Here is a 17,360-nt window from a genome sequence, read left to right on the forward strand (position 1 = left end):
GCCTTCGCGGGAGAACAAGGGAGTGCGCTACCTCACCCCACATCTACCACCCCGGCGAAGACTACCACCCCGGCGGAGGCTACCGCTTCGGCGAAGACTACCACCCCGGCGGAGGCCGGGGCCCAGTTGGGGGACGTTGCTAACGAAGGACTGCGCTCGATTATTGCCACCTTTCCAACTGGACCCCGGCCTTCGCCGGGGTGGTGGCATTAGCGGGAAGGTAGCTTACCCCAACGGCGCGTCGATCGATTTAGGCGGTTCGCTGAACCATTTCGGGCCTGCATCGGTCATGTGGAAGCAATCCTCGATCCGCACTCCGTATCTGCCGGGGATGTAGATGCCCGGCTCGTCGGAGAAGCACATTCCAGCCGCCAGCCTAGTCGTCTCGCCACGGACGAGGTTGACGGGTTCGTGGCCGTCCATGCCGATGCCGTGGCCGGTGCGGTGCGAGAGGCCGGGGAGCTTGTAGCCCGGGCCGTAACCGAGCGTTTCATAATAGCGACGGACCGCGCCGTCGACGCTGCCGGCGGGTGCGCCGATCTTCGCAGCGGCGAACGCGATCTGTTGCCCGCGGGCGACTTGGTCCCACGTCTTGCGCTGGTCGGCGGTCGCGGTGCCGTGGACCCATGTGCGCGAGATGTCGGACTGATAGCCCTGCACGGTGCAGCCGCAGTCCATCAGCACGACCTGGCCGCCAGCGACGCGGTGGATCTCGCGACTGCCGTGCGGATAGGCCGACGCCTCGCCGATCAGCGCGAGCGCGAATTCGGGCGCGCCGCCGAGTTTCTTGGTCGCGGCGTTCATCAGCGCGCCGATCTCGGGGCCGGCCATGCCTTTCTCGACCCGCGCGTAGGTCCAGCGATAGGCGGCGAGTGTGACCTCGGTCGCGGCCTGCATCAACGCGATCTCGGCGGGGGTCTTGATCATCCGGCAGGCCCGGACGACCGGGTCGGCGGACACGATCGTCGCATCGGGCAGCACGCGCGCGAGTCCGGCATAGGCGAAGTAGCGCACCTCCGCCTCCAGCCCGATCGGACGCGCGGCGAGCTTCCGGTCGCGCAGGAAGCCGGCGACGACGGCGAGCGGGTTCTCGTCCTCCTGCCACACGCGCACCTCGGCGGGGATGGCGAGCGTCTCGCGCACCGACGGCTCCTCGAAGAATGGCGTGACAATGCACGGTTCGCCGTCGACCGGAAGGATCGCCAGCGTCAGTCGCTCGCTCGTGTGCCAGCGGACGCCGGTGAAGTAGATCATCGACGATCCCGGCTCGATCAGCACCGCGCCGATGCCCGCCGCCTTCATCAGCGATTGCGCGCGGACCAGCCGCGTGGCGCGTTCGGCGGCGTCGATCGGCCTGGTCGTGGCCGTAATGTCGGCCAGCGCCGACAGATCGGGCTCGGCAGCGCGGAGGATCGCAGTGGTCGACAGCAACGGTGCCGCGATTGCCACGCTTAGCAGGTCGCGACGGGAGGGGCTGAAGGTGGGTTTATAAAATTCTGTCGACATCGTCGGACGATAGGGTCCTTGACCCGGGCGCCGCAATCCCCTTCCCTGTCGGCACTTCTCGGGAGCGATTAATGGCCAAGCGGCTAACCTACTACATCTTGTTCGGCCTTGTCGCGGGGATGGTCGTCGGCTGGATCCTGAACGCGTCGATCGACAACGGCACGCCTGAGTCCGCTGAACGCCTGAAGGACATCGCGGGCTATTTCTCGATCGTGACGACTCTGTTCCTGCGGTTGATCAAGATGATCATCGCACCGCTGGTGTTCTCGACGCTGGTGGTTGGTATCGCGCATATGGGCGATACCGGCGCGCTTGGACGGGTCGGGCTGAGGAGCCTTGGCTGGTTCATCTGCGCGAGCCTATTGTCGCTCACCCTGGGCCTGATCCTGGTCAACGTGTTGCAGCCTGGCGTCGGTCTGGCGCTCGCAATCCCGCCAGCAACCGCGTCGAGCGGCGTCGACCGCGCGGCATTCGATCTTGCCAAGTTCATCACGCACATCGTCCCGGATTCGATGATTGCGGCGATGGCGGGCAACGAGATCCTCCAGATCGTCGTGTTCTCGGTGTTCGTCGGCGTCGCGATCACCGCGGTCGGCAAGAAGGCCGCGCCGCTCGTGAAGGCGATCGAGGCGCTGGTCGCCGTGATGCTCCAGATCACCAATTACGTGATGCGGTTCGCGCCGTTCGCGGTCTTTGCGGCAGTGACCGCGACCTTGGCGGAGCGGGGGCCGACCATTCTCGGGCAGCTCGGTTATTTTATGCTGAGCTTCTATATCGGGCTCGCCTTGCTCTGGGCGGTACTGATCGGGATCGCGTTCCTGCTGATCGGGCCGCGGACGCGGTTGCTGGTGCGGTATATCCGCGATCCGTTGATCCTGGCGTTTTCGGCGGCGTCATCGGAGGCCGCGTATCCACGGACGCTGGAGGCGCTCGACCGGTTCGGCGTACCGCCGCGGATCGCGAGCTTCGTGCTGCCGCTGGGCTATTCGTTCAATCTCGACGGGTCGATGATGTACATGACGTTCGCGTCGCTGTTCATCGCGCAGGCCTACGGCATTCACATGCCGATCGGACAGCAGATCGCGATGCTGCTGGTGCTGATGGTGACGTCGAAGGGAATTGCGGGGGTGCCGCGCGCATCATTGGTGGTAATCGCCGGCACGCTGTCGATGTTCAAGATCCCGGAGGCGGGCATCCTGCTGATCCTCGCTGTCGACCATTTCCTCGACATGGGGCGCTCGGCGACCAACGTGATTGGCAATGCGGTCGCGGCGACCGTGGTGGCGAAGTGGGAGGGCGGGCTCGACGAGCGTGAGCCGGCGGACAGGGATCCGCCGGTTGCGCCGACGGGGCATGGGCCAAAGGTCACCGTGGATAGCTATGAGAAGATTACGCCGGGCCAGGCGTAACGGTGAGACTATACTGCGAGCTCGGTCGGAGGCAGGGATCCGCGCGATAGCGATGCCATGTATGCTGTGAAAAGCGCTGACAGAGCGTGCTATCGTGACTTTACCGCCTCTTGTTCTTCCGCGAAGGCGGGAGCCCGGTCTGGGTCCCCGCCTTCGCGGGAGACATGGTGGTGTCGGTTCAGGCGTAGGCGTAGGGCCCGCCCTTATTCAGGCCGGCCTGGTAGGCGGCGCGGGCGTGGACCTTGGCCAGCCAGGCTATCGTCGCCGGGCGGGACTCGTCGAGGCCGCCTCGACTGCGGGCGGCTTCGAGAGGGAAGCTCATCATGATGTCGGCGGCGGTCATCTCGTTGCCGGCGAACCAGGGGCGTTGTGCGAGTTCGGACTCGATATAGTCGAGATGCACGTCGATCATCGGCTGGATCTTCTTAGTCGCGGCCTTGCCCATGATCGGAATGCGGGCGAGGACCAGCTTCAGGAGCAGCGGCGGCATCATCGAGCCTTCTGCGTAGTGCAGCCAGAAACGGTAGCGCAGCGCGTCGGCACGGTTGGCCGGAGCGCCGAGTCTACCGTCCGCCTTGTCGACGAGATATTCGACGATCGCGCCGGTCTCGGCGACGACCTGGCCGTCATCCTCGATTACCGGCGACTTGCCGAGCGGATGGACCTTCTTGAGCTCAGGCGGGGCGAGCATGGTCTGCTTATTCCGCTCATAGCGCTTGATCTCGTAGGGAATGCCGAGTTCCTCGAGCATCCACAGGATGCGTTGCGACCGCGAGTTTTCGAGATGGTGGACGATGATCATGCTGGCTCCCCCTGTTTCTATTTGGTTGGTTTGCGTGCGGTCCAGATCCACGCTGCGGCGGGGAACTCCACCGTGTCGCCGCCCCGGTACCGTTCGCAGACCTCAGTGAGACGCGCGATGTGGCGCTCGCGTTCCTCGGGAGCAGCGTCGCGGATCGTGGACGCCGCGGGGCCTATGCGGCAAAAGTAATCGACGGCGTCGGCTACGGGGTCGGTCCCTTCCCCTGCTCGGTAGGCGAAATCGATGCGTTGCGGCGGGTCAGCTTGCCAGCCTGCCACCTTCAAAACCATGGCGACGTGCGTCGGATCGGCGAACGCGAATGGGCCAGGCTTTGTCGACTCGGGAGCGTTCGCGTCGCCGCTCGTTGCGGTGATGATGTCGACCGCCCAGCGGTTTGCGCCACGTTCGGCGAAACAGGAGAAGACCAGCGCGGCGCCCGGAGCGGCGGCTTTTGCGAGCGTGAAGAAGGCGGCGATGGGGTCGGCGAAGAACATGACGCCGTGGCGGGAGACGTAGAGGTCTATCGGCGCGTGGTTCGGGGCGGCGATAATGATGTCGGCCCGTTCGAAACTGGCGTTAGGCCGGGTTTCGCCTCGGTGACTGGCGATCTCGATCAGGGTGGGTGAGAGATCTATGCCGGTTACGTTCGCGGTTGGGAGGGCTTGCGCCGTGGCCAGCGTGGTTGCTCCGGCGCCGCAGCCAATGTCGATGATCCTGGCGGTCTTGGGAATCGCAGCGGCGAGGATCGCTGCGTTCAAATGGGGCGTCAGGTTGGTGAAGCTGCGGTCGGTCCGGCGCCATTCCGCGGCCCATACGTCGCCTGTCTTGCCGGTCCAGTCTGTGGCGGTGGTCATGGGTTGGCGTGCCTCATGGTCGGATCGAGGAGACGGCGGCGGGGAGTGAAGTACAGGAAGTATAGACGCTGGTTAACGTTTGGCGTTGGGGTATTTTAAGGCCCGTGCCGATCCTGTTAAGTGGTTTTGCAAGCGCGGCTTCTGCTTTTCCGTTTCCCCGCTAGGGCGGGTAACAGATTGGGCTCCCGCCTTCACGAGACCACACGGGGGGACCGTCAACGGGCACGAGTTATTGAGGCGAGAGAGCGTGGCCTGGCACGGCACGCTATCTGCCGGGTCCTGCCAACTGGGCCCCGGCCTTCGCCGGGGTGGCGTCAACCGTGGGTTGGCGAAGCATAATTTCACCAAGCAACTGCGTTATCGGCAACGTGCCTGCTCGACCACCATGCACCACGCACCACGCACCACGCACCACGCACCACGCACCACGCACCACGCACCGTGTGCCCTCACCCTCCCATTGCGAATGCAATGGGTCCCTCCCTCTCCCCTTAGGGAGAGGGTTAAAGTGGTTAGGCGTCGTCGCCTTCTTCGGGGCCGGCCATCATTTCCTCGGCGACCTTGTCGGTGCGCGCGCGGATCTGCTTTTCGAGGCGATCGGCGGTCTCGGGGTTGTCCTTGAGGAAGGTCTTCGAGTTCTCGCGACCCTGGCCCAGACGGACGCTGTCGTAGCTGAACCACGCACCGGACTTCTCGACCAAACCGGCTTTAACGCCGAGATCGAGAATCTCGCCAAGCTTCGACACGCCCTGCCCGTACATGATGTCGAACTCGACCTGCTTGAACGGCGGCGCGACCTTGTTCTTGACGACCTTCACGCGGGTCTGATTGCCAGTGACCTCTTCACCAGCCTTGATCGCGCCGATGCGGCGGATGTCGAGACGGACCGAGGCGTAGAACTTCAGCGCGTTGCCGCCCGTCGTCGTCTCCGGGTTGCCGTACATGACGCCGATCTTCATGCGGAGCTGGTTGATGAAGATCACCATGCAGCGCGAACGGCTGATCGAACCGGTCAGCTTGCGCAGCGACTGCGACATGAGACGCGCCTGGAGGCCGACATGGCTGTCGCCCATCTCGCCTTCGATTTCGGCACGCGGGACGAGCGCTGCGACCGAGTCGACCACGAGCACGTCGATCGCGTTCGAGCGGACCAGCGTATCGACGATCTCGAGCGCCTGCTCGCCGGTATCGGGCTGCGACACGATCAGCTCGTCGATGTTGACGCCGAGCTTCTTCGCATAGACCGGGTCGAGCGCGTGCTCGGCATCGACGAATGCCGCGGTGCCGCCGCCCTTCTGCGCTTCGGCGATCACGTGGAGCGCGAGCGTGGTCTTGCCCGAGCTTTCCGGACCGTAGATCTCGATCACGCGGCCGCGCGGCAGGCCGCCGACGCCGAGCGCGATGTCGAGACCGAGCGAGCCGGTCGAGATGACCTCGACCTGCATGGTTTCCTTGGAGCCTAGGCGCATCGCCGAGCCCTTGCCGAACGCGCGGTCGATCTGCGCGAGCGCAGCGTCGAGCGCCTTCTGGCGGTCGTTGGTTGCGGTTGCCATGCCGGTGTCGATCACTTTCAAATTAGCGGCCATCGAATATGCTCCCATCGGTAAAGCAAGCACGCGTGCCATTCAACGCGTCAAACACCGTGTATTCTCTTTGTTCTCATGGAACAAGAGTGGAACATCTGTTTTTGTGCGAAAATGACGGGTGTTTGCGGAGTTCGGGTCTGCCCCTCTCGCGTTGCGTCAGGCCGGGCGCCTTCCGGCATTTACCCCCCCCCTTGGCCAACAGCCGCGAATGCGGAGCGGTACCGCTTAGAAAAGCGAGAATGACCGGGGCAGGTTTTGGTCGATAGCCGTTCGGACTTATCTTGCGACCGGTCGTCAGGCCAAGGTCGTTGGGAGGATCCACCAGCCGCGAGCGTGCGCGGCGATGGCAGCGACGTCTCTGGCTTCCAGGGAGTCGAACAGGGCGAAGCAGGTGGCACCGGAGCCCGACATTCTCGACAACAGGACGCCTTCCGCCGCGTCGAGGAGCGTGCGGACTTCGGCGATGACGGGGGCCAGGGCTAGTGCGGGGGGTTCCAGGTCATTGCGGCTCGCTCTCGCGCGGTCGAGGAAATTGCCTTCGGCGATCGGACCTTGGTCCTGGCCGTCCCATGTCTGGAAGACGGCAGCCGTCGAGACTGCCACGCCCGGATTTACGAGCAGCAGCGGCGTGCCGGACAGGCCTTCGAGATTGGTCAGGATGTCGCCCTTGCCGATGCCGAGCGTAGTGCGGTTGGCGAGACAGGCGGGAACGTCGGCGCCGAGCCCTGCGGCGATGGCGTAAAGGCGGGGGTCGGTTGCGCTGATGCCGTGGAGGCGAGCAAGCGCCCGGAGGGTGGCAGCCGCGTCGGCTGAACCTCCGCCTATGCCCGAGGCGATGGGGAGGTGCTTTTCGAGGGTTATGGCGTGGTGGGCCTCGGGGGCGAACGCGGCGGTAAAGGCGTCGGTGGCAGCGGTTACGAGGTTGCCGTGCCAAGGGGCATTGCCAGAAGGCGCGTTCGGCGCGTCGTCACTGCCCGTTCCCGATTGAGCCCCGGCCTTCGCGGGAGTGGTGTGGACGGGTGGTAGGAGTGAGGCGGCGAAGGGGCCGGTTATGGTGAAGCTGTTGGTCTTCGCGGTTTCTACCGTGACGACGTCGCCGTCGGTGGCGAAGGCGAAGAGGGTTTCGAGTTCGTGGTAGCCGTCGGGGCGGCGATGGCGGACGTGGAGCGCGAGGTTGATCTTTGCGGGGGCGGCTTCTGTAATGGCGAACATTGCGGGTCTCTGGATTGGCGGCGGGTTGTGCTCGGTTTTGCTTTCGACTTAGCCAACAAATTGCTGTCCTCCCAGCGGAGGCTGGGGTCTCGTTGTAAGACGAGCGTCACGTGCCTCGTGGGAGACCCCAGCCTCCGCTGGGGTGACGGCTGAAAGAGGAAGTGACGGCGTGCCGTGTCGCCACGTCGGACGGCGGAGTGGCTTGGACAAAAGCGTTTCGGCTAGCGGCGTGCGTTAGCCGGCAGACCGCCTGCGATCTTGGCGGTTATGCGGGCGGTTTCGGCCGGTTCGGCGGTCAAGACCGCGGCGCGCCAGGCGTAACGGGCTTCGTAGCGGCGACCGATGCTCCAATAGGCGTCGCCGAGGTGATCCGCGATCTCGGCGTTGGTGGGTTCGGCCTGCGTGGCGCTTTCGAGCAACGGGAGTGCTCGACTGGTGTCGCCGGAAAGGTGGTAGGCCCAGCCCAGCGAATCGGTGATCGAGGCGTTGGTCGGGTCCAGGCGGCTGGCCCGCTCGAGCAGTTTGATCGAGGCGGGGATGTCGTCGCCGTGCTCGACCTGCGCAAACCCCAGATAGTTGAGCGCGAGCGGTTGAGCCGGGCCGCGGGCTACCGCTTTTTCGAGCGCGTCGCGGGCTTCGGGCCAGCGGCCCGCCTGGTCAAGCGCGCCGCCATATTGCAGCCATGCACCCCAGCTGCCACCCTTCTCGCCATCGGCGGCGATGATCTTGGCGTACCAGTTGGCCGCTTCGACGGGATTGCCCGTGGTCAGGAGAAGGTCGGCGTAGCGCTGCCAGTCGGCGGAGTCGGCATCCTTATGGTCGACGCGGTTCTTGGCAGCGGCAAGCGCTTCGCCTTCGCGGTCGGCGTTGGACAGGATGTCGACGCGTTCGGCCGCGGCAGCCGCGGCGAACGGGCTTTTCGGGGCTACCTGGTCGAGCACGGCGAGCGCGGACTCGACCATCTTGCTGCGGGCGAGCGCGTCGGCGAGGAGGATGCGCGCGCGGTCGTAGCCGGGGTCGGTGCGCAGGGCGGCCTGAGTCAGGGCGATCGAGAGCGGCGAGGGTTCGCCGGCGGCGAGGTCGCTCGCGAGGCGGGCCAGCAGGCGCGAGACGCCGATCGCGAGGGGTTGCCCGGGCGGCGCGGCGGCGATCAGCGCACGCGTCTCCGTGGCGAAGCGGTTGGCGACGGGGTCCTTCGCCGCGACGGCAAGCGGCGGTTCGGGGTCGCGACCTTCGGCATGGGCGACCCAGGCGTAGAGCGAGGGAGCGAGGACCACGAGGGGGCCGGTCGCAAGCGTGGCGATGGCGGCGCTTGCCGCCTTCGTGTCGCCGTTGCGAGCAGCGTCGGCCAGCGGGAGGAGTGCGGCATCGGCGGGCGCCACCCCGGCCTTGACCAGCACGGCGGCGGCGCGCGTCGCAAGCGGCATGTCGCCGGCCTGAAGCGCCTCGCGGTAGGCGCGGATCGCGACAACGGGGTCGTCAGGGGCCGCCGCCAGCACCTTGGCATAGCTCGCGGCGGCGAGGTCCGGCCGCCCGGCGGCGTCAGCGGCACGGGCCTTCAGATAGGCGGAGAGTTCACCCGTCCCGGCCGTGGCGGGAGTTGCCAGGACGAGACCGAGTGCGAAGAATACGGGCTTACATGTTGGGATAATTGGGGCCTCCGCCGCCCTCGGGTACGACCCAGTTAATGTTCTGGGTTGGGTCCTTGATGTCGCAGGTCTTGCAGTGGACGCAGTTCTGCGCGTTGATGACGAACTTGGGGTCGCCCTCTTCGACACCCACCACCTCATAAACGCCGGCCGGGCAATAGCGTTGCGCAGGCTCGTCGTACATTGGCAGATTATAGGCGATCGGCACGCTCGGATCCTTGAGCGTCAGGTGGACCGGCTGATCCTCCTCGTGGTTGGTGTTCGAGATGAACACCGATGAGAGGCGATCGAACGTCAGCACGCCGTCGGCCTTGGGATAGACGATCGGCTTGACGAGATCCTTGCGCCACAGGCTCTCGTGGTCGGGATGGTGGTGCATCGTGAAGGGCACCTTGATCCCCAGATGCTCCATCCACATCGTCACGCCGGCGAGGCCCGAGCCGACCAGGTCGCCGAACTTCTTGACCAGCGGCACGACGTTGCGGACGACCGACAGCTCCTTCTTCACCCACGACTTCTCGAACGCCTCGGGATAGGCGACGAGCTCGTCATGGCCCCGCTGCGAGACGATCGCCTCGACCGCCGCCTCGGCGGCCATCATGCCGGACTTCATCGCGGTATGCGTGCCCTTGATCCGCGGCACGTTGAGGAAACCGGCACTGTCGCCGATCAATGCCGCACCGGGCATCACGAGCTTGGGGATCGACTGGAGCCCGCCGTCGCTGATCGCACGCGCCCCGTAGCTGACGCGCTTGGCACCTTTCAGGAGTGCTGCGATCTCGGGATGCGTCTTCCAGCGCTGCATTTCGCTGAACGGCGAGAGGTGCGGGTTGGTGTAGTTCAGCCATGTGACGAAGCCGATCGAGACCTGGCCGTTCGCCTGGTGATAGATCCAGCCGCCGCCGTTCGAGCCTTCGGTTTCGGACAGCGGCCAGCCCTGCGTGTGAATGACGCGACCGGGGACGTGGAGTTCGGGATCGATGTCCCAGAGTTCCTTGACGCCGAGGCCGTAGACCTGGGGATCGCTGTCCTTGTCGAGCGCGAATGTGCCGATCAGTTCCTTGGTCAGGTGACCGCGGCAGCCTTCCGAGAAGAATGTGTATTTGGCATGGAGTTCGAGGCCGGGGGTGTAGTCGCCCTTGTGCGTGCCGTCGCGGGCGACGCCCATGTCGCCGGTCGCGACGCCCTTCACCGAGCCGTCGTTGTTGAACAGGATTTCGGCCGCTGCGAAGCCCGGGAAGATCTCGACGCCGAGCTCTTCCGCCTTGCCAGCGAGCCAGCGGCAGAGATTGCCGAGCGAGCCGGTATAGGTGCCCTTGTTGTGCATGAACGAAGGCGTGACGAAGTGCGGCATCTCGCTCTTCTTCGTCTTGGTCAGGATCCAGTGATGGTTCTCGGTCACCGGCACCTCGGCGAGCGGGCAGTCATCCTCGCGCCAGTTGGGCAGCAGCTCGTCGAGGCTCTTTGGATCGATGACCGCGCCGGACAGGATATGCGCGCCGACCTCGGAGCCCTTTTCGAGCACGCAGACGCTGATCTCGGCGTCTTTCTCCGCGGCCAGCTGTTTCAGGCGGATCGCTGCCGAGAGACCGGCCGGGCCAGCGCCGACGATCACCACGTCGTACGGCATCGATTCACGTGTCGTCATCATCGTCTCCCGGGGGATGTCCCCTATTGCCTCAGCTTCATGCCCCACCCTTCGTTCGGGCTCGGGCCGGCACCGTCTTGTCCAATATGGCGATTGCGCGAGTTGACCGCCACGTCAACCGTGCAGCATAGGTTACCCTGTGGGGGCGGATCAAACCATCGACTGGCGAAATACAGCGGCGAGTGCGCTCGACTGGTGGCACGAGGCTGGCGTCGACACGCTGGTAGACGACGTCCCGCGCGACTGGTTTGCGGCGCCTGAGCGCCTTGTCGTACCCCCTGCCGCCCCTGCTGCACCGATCGCAGCACCGTCCGCGATGCCGCCTTTGCTGGCCGATTTCCTTAGCTGGCGGAGCGGCGCTGAGGTTCCCGAGGCGGACTGGAGCGGGGTTTCTCTGGCCGCGATCGGACCGGCTGACGCTACGGTCATGGTGCTTGTCGATTGCCCGGACCGCGACGACGGCGATGCGGGGGCTTTGCTGAGCGGTGCGTCGGGACGGCTGCTCGACAAGATGCTCGCGGCGATCGGTCTGACGCGAGACGAAGTACACCTCGCAGCGGTCTGCGCGAAGCGGCCGACCGCGGGGCGCATCCATAGCGATGTCGAGGAGCGGCTGTCGGAAATTGCCAAGCATCACATCGGGTTGGTCGCCCCCAAGCGGTTGCTGTTGCTCGGCAATGCGGCGAGCCGTGCGATCCTCGGGACGGAATTGCAGACAGCGCGTGGGCGTTTACACGGGTTTAACCATAAGACCGCACAAACGGAGGCCGGTGACGCCTCGGATATGACGAGCGTGGTCGCGAGCTTTCACCCGCGGTTTCTGATCGAGAAGCCCGCGGCCAAGGCCGAGGCCTGGAAGGATTTGCAGATGCTGATGCGCGAACAGTCGTCGCAAGAGGGTGCACAATGATTCGGATCCGGTCGGTCTCGCTGGGGGCTATCGTGTTGGGCTTGAGCGCCCTCCCCTTCCCAGCTCTGGCTGCGACGGTCGACGGCGAGCCGGGTGGCGATGCGCGGCTCGGTTCGACCCAGCTGGTTGGCGCGCCGACACTGGAGCAGATCCCGGACCAGCTCGATGCGGGCCAGCGCGAGGCCTACAAGACCGTGTTCGCGGCGATCCGCGACGGCAAGTGGACCGACGCGCAGATCCAGCTCGACACGATGAAGCCCGGCCCGCTGCACGCGATCGCGCGTGCCGAGATGTATACGGCGAAGGGCTCGCCCAAGGTCGAGATGGGGCCGCTGGTCGCGCTGCTCAACGAAGCACCCGAACTGCCCGAGGCCGAGCAAATCTCACGGTTGGCTACGACGCGCGGTGCGGTCGACCTCCCTCCCCTGCCCGCGGCACAGCGGCTGATCTGGCAGGATGGCGCACCACGCCGAGTCCGCGCCAAGAGCCTGAAGGGCGACATGATCGCCGCCGATCTCGCGCTCAAGATGCAGCCTTACGTCAAGGCGGACATGGGCCGCGAGGCACAGTCGCTGTTGGACAGCACACCCGGCCTCACCCTTGAAGCGCTGACCGAGTGGCAGCAGAAGATCGCGTGGATCTATTTCCTTCAAGGCGACGACGTGAACGCGCGCGTGATGGCGGCGAAGGCACAGGACGGCGTCGGTGACTGGGCCGTGCAGGGTCGCTGGGTCGGCGCACTGTCGGCGTGGCGGCAGAATGACTGCGCGAATGCCGAAAGCGGGTTCGAAGGCGTCGCGGCACGCGCTGGCGACGTCGACCTGCGTGCCGCGGCTTTGTACTGGGCCTCGCGCGCGGACATGGTGTGTTCGCGACCCGACAAGATCGAGGGCCGGTTAAAGGCGGCGGCGCAGTTCGGCGAGAGCTTTTATGGCCAGCTTGCGCGTCAGCAGCTCGCGATGAAGGACAAGGGGACGTCCGTCGGTGGCCTGGTTGCCAGTGACTGGAAGGTCGTCGGCAAGCGTCCGAACGTGCGTGTTGCGGCGGCTCTGGTCGAAGTCGGCGAGACTGATCTGGCCGACATCGTGATCCGCCAGCAGGCCAAGATCGGCGACCCGCGCGAGTTCGGCAACCTGGTCCGCGTCGCCGATGCGCTCAGCCTGCCGGCGACCACCGTGTTCCTCGCGCACAACTGTCCGCAGGGAATCACCTCGACCGCCGAGGCGCGCTATCCGACGCCGAACTGGACGCCGGACAGCGGCTGGCACATCGACAAGGCGCTGGTCTACGCGCACACGCTCGAGGAATCGCGGTTCCGCAATACCGTGAAGAGCCCGGCCGGCGCCTACGGCCTCATGCAGATCATGCCCGCCGCCGCGACCGATTTCGCGCGCGAACGCGGCACCTCGATCGACATGAAGGCGCTGACAAAGCCGTCGACTAATATGGACATCGGCCAGCGTCATCTGGAGCGTCTGCGCGACATGGCCGGCGTCACCGGGGGCCTGCTGCCCAAGGTGATCGCGGCGTATAATGCTGGCCCTCGCCCGGTCGGCGACTGGAACGCGATCGTCCATGATAATGGCGACCCGCTGCTGTATATCGAGAGCATTCCGTATTGGGAAACGCGCGGGTACGTGACTACCGTCCTCCGCAACTACTGGATGTACGAGGCGCAGGGCGGCAAGAAGGCATCGGTTAGCCGCAACGCGCTCGCCCAGGGCATGTGGCCGCGCTTCCCAGGCCTGCCGGGCGCGACCGCGGTGCGAATGGCGGCCAAACCCTATACACAATACCGTGCCAGCACGGCGCCGTTACAGGCCACTGTTGCGGTCAATGCCAGCGTCGGGCCGCAGTCCACCACCATCACGCGCGCGGACTGAGGGTCATGCCGATCGATGAAAGCCGAACGTTCCTGCCGGTGCGGATTGCCGTGCTGACGGTGTCGGACACGCGTGGGTTGGCGGAGGATCGCTCGGGCGATACGCTGGTTGCCCGGCTGACCGAGGCGGGGCATGTGCTTGCCGACCGCCGGATCGAAAAGGACGACGTCGAGACGATCGTCTCGCGGCTCCACGCCTGGATCGGCGATCCCGACGTCGATTGCATCATCACGACGGGTGGCACTGGCGTGACCGGACGCGACGTGACCCCGGAGGCGATCGAGCAGGTCGCCGAGAAGATGATCCCCGGCTTCGGCGAACTCTTCCGCATGCTGAGCTATCAAACGATCGGCACCTCGACCGTCCAGTCTCGCGCTTGCGCCTGCGTTTCGCACGGTACCTACATCTTCGCGCTTCCCGGCTCGACGGGCGCGGTGAAGGACGGCTGGGACGGCATCCTTCGCGACCAGCTCGACAGCCGCCACCGGCCATGCAACTTCGTCGAACTCATGCCGCGGTTGCTCGAGCGATAAGCATTCGTGCTCCGAACCGCGTAATGGCGCCGGATTAGCGCCTCGAATGGGCTGTAAGCACCGAGGCGTCGTGCAGTTCTGCCTAACCTACCGCGTATCGCACCAATAGATGGTGAAAACCGCGACGCTCGATCACTACTGACGGCATCGCCCGGATCCAAGAAAAGCGCCGTATTCGAGCGTGATCGACGATGTGTAGTGCTGTATTATGCAACTGGCACGGTGGATGCATTGGTAAAGATACCGCCTGACCGGGCGCTTCAATGCCAGACAAGGACACCAACATGTCATCGATCATCCTGAAGAGCCTCGCCATCGCCGCCGTCGTTGCAACCGCCGCACCCGCGTTCGCTGCGCCTGGCAAGACATTGCTCCGGTACGATGCCAAGCAGCAGAAATACTGCGCGATCGAGCCTGCCATGACGGGCAGCCATATCCAGCGGACCACCTGCCTGACCGCAGCACAATGGTCCGCCAACGGTCTCGACATGCCGAAGACGTTGCCTGCAGACACGACGCTGCTTGCACAGAAGTGATGGGTGGTACGCGGTCCGCAGCCGATGCGGGCCGCGTTGCGCCGTCGATCAGCCCTTGGCGGCGTGGATCAGGTCGACGAGCTGCTTGTTGATCGATGCGCCATGCAGATGCAGGTGCACCGCGTCGTAACCCTCGCGCCGCAATCGCTGCCGCAAGTCGTTGACCGAGCTGCACGCGCCCGACCGCGCCAGTTCGAAGGCTCGTTCAACCGTGGTGATCTGCTCCGTCATCGGACCGCCCTAGGCGCTATCTCAGGGCGCGGCGAGCGCTGATTCTTATGTTCCGGAATCTGCTTGGAATTGGATGGAATTCGGCATCATTAACCCGGCGGAAGTTCCTTGTATTGCAGGGGATCGCGGTAGGATCTGCCGCAAGGAGTAGGTCCATCGGGGACTTTTCGTATGCGTAAAATGATGATGCTCGTGTCGTTGGTCGCGGCACCGGCCACGCCTGCGCTGGCACAGTCCTATGCCGGGCATGACGGTCTACCGCAGAATGGCGCGGCCGAAACCGTCAGTGGTCTGCGGATCGAGCCGCGCATCGGTTATGACCGCGTGGTCACCGAACTGAACGTCGAGAGCGCGACCGACACGGCGAGCGTCCGCGAGGGCAACAGCGGCGTCACCTATGGCGGCGAGGTCGGCTATGACGTGGCTGTCAACGTCGGCACCGTGCTCGGGATTTACGGTGGCATCGAGGGATCGAGCGTGAAGCAATGCTTTCCGGACGGGTTCGGCGCCGAGACATGCCTGAAGCCCGGCCGCAACCTGACCGCCGGCGTACGTGGCGGATACCTGCTCAACCCGACGACGCTTCTGTATATCAAGGGGGGCTATTCGAACGGGCAGATCCGGCTCGGCTATAACGATCCGAACTCCCCCGAGGACGATGTCCGCGGCGTGGACAATCTGAGCGGATTTCATGTCGGTGCGGGCGTTCAGGCCGGCTTCGGACGCAAATTCTATGGCAAGCTGGAATATGTCTACACCGATTATAACGGCTATGAGATCGTCGATGGCAGCGACAAGGCCAGCCTGGATTTCAGCCGCCACCAAGTGGTCGCGGGACTCGGCGTTCGCTTCTAATTTCGTTCTTGCTATGTTCTCGGGCGGTGCCTAGATTCATTCCATGAAACAGGTCCGTCCCGTTCGTGGTGCGACTCGCAACGACGAAAGCCGGCGGTTCAACATGCCGCAGACCGAGGCGGACGGCGACTGGCTCGACATGCGGGAAGGGATCGACGGGATTGCGCCGCGATTGCGGACGACCGTGACCGTCGAGACCCCGCGGACGATCATCAGTCGAAATGCCTCGCCGGACGTGCCGTTCGACCGGTCGATCAATCCGTATCGTGGCTGCGAGCATGGCTGTATCTATTGCTTCGCGCGGCCAAGCCATGCGTTTCACGACCTGTCGCCGGGGCTGGATTTCGAGAGCAAGCTGTTCGCCAAGCCGTCCGCGGCAACGCTGTTGCGGGCGGAACTGGGGAAGCCCGGCTATGCCGTGGCGCCGATGGCGCTGGGGACGAACACCGATCCGTACCAGCCGATCGAGAGCGACTGGCGGATCACGCGCGGCATCATCGAGGTGTTGAGCGAGACCAATCATCCGCTGACGATCACGACGAAATCCGACAGAGTGGTGCGCGACCTCGACCTGCTGGCGCCGATGGCGGCAAAGGGGCTGGCGACGGTGGCGATGTCGATCACGTCGCTCGATCCGAAAGTGGCATCGACCGTCGAACCACGGGCGCCGCATCCGGAGCGACGGCTGGCGGCAGTGCGCAAGCTCGCCGATGCGGGGGTACCGGTCTACGTGTCGATCGCGCCGGTCATCCCGGCAATCACCGACCACGAGATCGAGCATCTGATCGCACGGGCAGCGGAAGCTGGAGCGACACGCGCGTTCTTCATCCCGGTGCGGTTGCCGCACGAGGTTGCCCCCCTGTTCCGGAGTTGGCTCGACGCGCATTTTCCGGACCGTGCGGGGAAAGTGATGGCGACGATCGCGTCGTTGCGCGGCGGACGCGACAATGATCCGAACTTCTTTACGCGGATGAAAGGACAAGGGCCTTGGGCCGAGCTGCTGGGGACCCGGTTCCGGATCGCGTGCGGGAAACACGGGCTGAACCAGGAACGGATCACCTTGCGGAGCGACCTGTTTCGGGCGCCTAGGGGACCGCAGGGTGAGTTGTTCTGACGAACCTGCGGGTGATGATCGGTGCGCGGCGGTTGTCGATACCTGTTCGCTCACGACCGACGACAGGCATGACGGCGCCTCGTCTGACTGGTTCCGATCCTCATCGTAGGGACGACTTACTGCTGCTTGCCAGACCGATTATCGGCGCCGCTCATTACTCGGGATCGGGTTGCCATAATTCGATCGGATTACCCTCGGGATCGTGAATGCGCGCGAAGCGACCGAAGCCGGGCATGTCCCAGTCGGGATTGGTGACCACCGCGATCCCGGCCGCGCGGAGCGTCGCCAACAGACCGTCGATGTCGTCGACGCGAAGGTTGAGCATCCATGAGCGATCTGCGGGGAAATAGTCGGTGTCGGCCGCGAACGGCGCGAAGACGCTGGGCCCTGCCTGCGTTTCCCATGATCCATAGGGTACCGAGCCGACGCCGAGGTGCTCGGCATACCACGCCCGTATCGCCTCCGGATCCTTTGCCCGGAAGAAGACTCCACCGATCCCCGTCACGCCCATGCCAGCCCCCAGAGTCTTCGCCGAACTGGAGGGACGGTATCAGACGAGACGACACGACACATCCTGCCGTTTGGACCGTTTCCGTTGCTTCGCGCTGCAGCTTCCCGGTCAAGGACCACGC

16 protein-coding genes are annotated in these 17,360 nt (G+C 65.0%); 7 read left to right on the top strand and 9 right to left on the bottom strand.

Annotated elements, in window-relative coordinates:
- Positions 1-225: 225 nt before the first annotated feature.
- Entirely contained in the window at positions 226-1,506 is a 1,281-nt protein-coding gene (locus SJY41_RS10720) for a M24 family metallopeptidase (RefSeq protein ID WP_380781557.1), read from the bottom strand.
- 71 nt (positions 1,507-1,577) lie between these two features.
- Here SJY41_RS10720 and SJY41_RS10725 point away from each other — a divergent pair, with 71 nt between their 5' ends.
- Positions 1,578-2,915 (top strand): dicarboxylate/amino acid:cation symporter, encoded by a 1,338-nt coding sequence (locus SJY41_RS10725; protein WP_380781559.1) that lies wholly within the window; start codon positions 1,578-1,580, stop codon positions 2,913-2,915.
- A 178-nt stretch (positions 2,916-3,093) separates the two neighbouring features.
- Here SJY41_RS10725 and SJY41_RS10730 read toward each other — a convergent pair whose 3' ends face one another.
- From SJY41_RS10730 to SJY41_RS10755, 6 genes are all read right to left on the bottom strand, one after another.
- Complete coding sequence (locus SJY41_RS10730; protein WP_380781561.1) at positions 3,094-3,717, bottom strand: glutathione S-transferase family protein; 624 nt, start codon at positions 3,715-3,717, stop codon at positions 3,094-3,096.
- Positions 3,718-3,734: 17 nt separating this feature from the next.
- Complete coding sequence (locus SJY41_RS10735) at positions 3,735-4,475, bottom strand: class I SAM-dependent methyltransferase (RefSeq protein ID WP_380781562.1); 741 nt, start codon at positions 4,473-4,475, stop codon at positions 3,735-3,737.
- 608 nt (positions 4,476-5,083) lie between these two features.
- On the bottom strand, positions 5,084-6,157 hold the full coding sequence (recA, locus tag SJY41_RS10740) for a recombinase RecA (protein WP_056047175.1): 1,074 nt from the start codon (positions 6,155-6,157) through the stop codon (positions 5,084-5,086).
- A 294-nt stretch (positions 6,158-6,451) separates the two neighbouring features.
- Positions 6,452-7,369: a 4-(cytidine 5'-diphospho)-2-C-methyl-D-erythritol kinase gene (locus SJY41_RS10745; protein ID WP_380781564.1), complete on the bottom strand. Its 918-nt coding sequence runs from the start codon at positions 7,367-7,369 to the stop codon at positions 6,452-6,454.
- A 221-nt stretch (positions 7,370-7,590) separates the two neighbouring features.
- Positions 7,591-8,868, bottom strand: coding sequence for a tetratricopeptide repeat protein (locus SJY41_RS10750; protein ID WP_380781566.1), 1,278 nt, complete (start codon positions 8,866-8,868; stop codon positions 7,591-7,593).
- Between the two features lie 136 nt (positions 8,869-9,004).
- Complete coding sequence (locus SJY41_RS10755) at positions 9,005-10,666, bottom strand: electron transfer flavoprotein-ubiquinone oxidoreductase (protein ID WP_380781568.1); 1,662 nt, start codon at positions 10,664-10,666, stop codon at positions 9,005-9,007.
- A gap of 139 nt (positions 10,667-10,805) precedes the next feature.
- Here SJY41_RS10755 and SJY41_RS10760 point away from each other — a divergent pair, with 139 nt between their 5' ends.
- The 4 genes from SJY41_RS10760 to SJY41_RS10775 all read left to right on the top strand — a co-directional run bounded on the left by SJY41_RS10760 (position 10,806) and on the right by SJY41_RS10775 (position 14,528).
- The gene (locus tag SJY41_RS10760; protein WP_380781569.1) at positions 10,806-11,576 is read left to right on the top strand and encodes a uracil-DNA glycosylase; all 771 of its coding nucleotides are present in this window, start codon (positions 10,806-10,808) and stop codon (positions 11,574-11,576) included.
- A 32-nt stretch (positions 11,577-11,608) separates the two neighbouring features.
- Positions 11,609-13,459 carry a lytic transglycosylase domain-containing protein gene (locus SJY41_RS10765; RefSeq protein ID WP_380784114.1) on the top strand — a complete coding sequence of 617 codons (1,851 nt, stop codon included), beginning with the start codon at positions 11,609-11,611 and terminating at the stop codon, positions 13,457-13,459.
- Between the two features lie 5 nt (positions 13,460-13,464).
- Entirely contained in the window at positions 13,465-13,992 is a 528-nt protein-coding gene (moaB, locus tag SJY41_RS10770) for a molybdenum cofactor biosynthesis protein B (protein ID WP_380781571.1), read from the top strand.
- Positions 13,993-14,276: 284 nt separating this feature from the next.
- Positions 14,277-14,528, top strand: a complete 252-nt coding sequence (locus SJY41_RS10775; RefSeq protein WP_380781573.1) for a hypothetical protein — start codon at positions 14,277-14,279, stop codon at positions 14,526-14,528.
- A gap of 48 nt (positions 14,529-14,576) precedes the next feature.
- Here SJY41_RS10775 and SJY41_RS10780 read toward each other — a convergent pair whose 3' ends face one another.
- Positions 14,577-14,759, bottom strand: a complete 183-nt coding sequence (locus SJY41_RS10780; protein WP_353463974.1) for a hypothetical protein — start codon at positions 14,757-14,759, stop codon at positions 14,577-14,579.
- 171 nt (positions 14,760-14,930) lie between these two features.
- On the opposite strand from SJY41_RS10780, the gene SJY41_RS10785 reads away from it, so the two are divergent.
- Both SJY41_RS10785 and SJY41_RS10790 read left to right on the top strand, forming a co-directional pair.
- Positions 14,931-15,614, top strand: coding sequence for an outer membrane protein (locus SJY41_RS10785; protein ID WP_380781575.1), 684 nt, complete (start codon positions 14,931-14,933; stop codon positions 15,612-15,614).
- A gap of 43 nt (positions 15,615-15,657) precedes the next feature.
- A complete protein-coding gene (locus SJY41_RS10790; protein ID WP_380781577.1) occupies positions 15,658-16,728 on the top strand; it encodes a PA0069 family radical SAM protein in 1,071 nt (356 codons plus the stop codon).
- 154 nt (positions 16,729-16,882) lie between these two features.
- Here SJY41_RS10790 and SJY41_RS10795 read toward each other — a convergent pair whose 3' ends face one another.
- On the bottom strand, positions 16,883-17,239 hold the full coding sequence (locus tag SJY41_RS10795) for a VOC family protein (RefSeq protein ID WP_380781579.1): 357 nt from the start codon (positions 17,237-17,239) through the stop codon (positions 16,883-16,885).
- Positions 17,240-17,360: the final 121 nt, after the last annotated feature.

It is taken from the genome of Sphingomonas sp. R86520, assembly GCF_042466285.1.
GTDB lineage: Bacteria > Pseudomonadota > Alphaproteobacteria > Sphingomonadales > Sphingomonadaceae > Sphingomonas.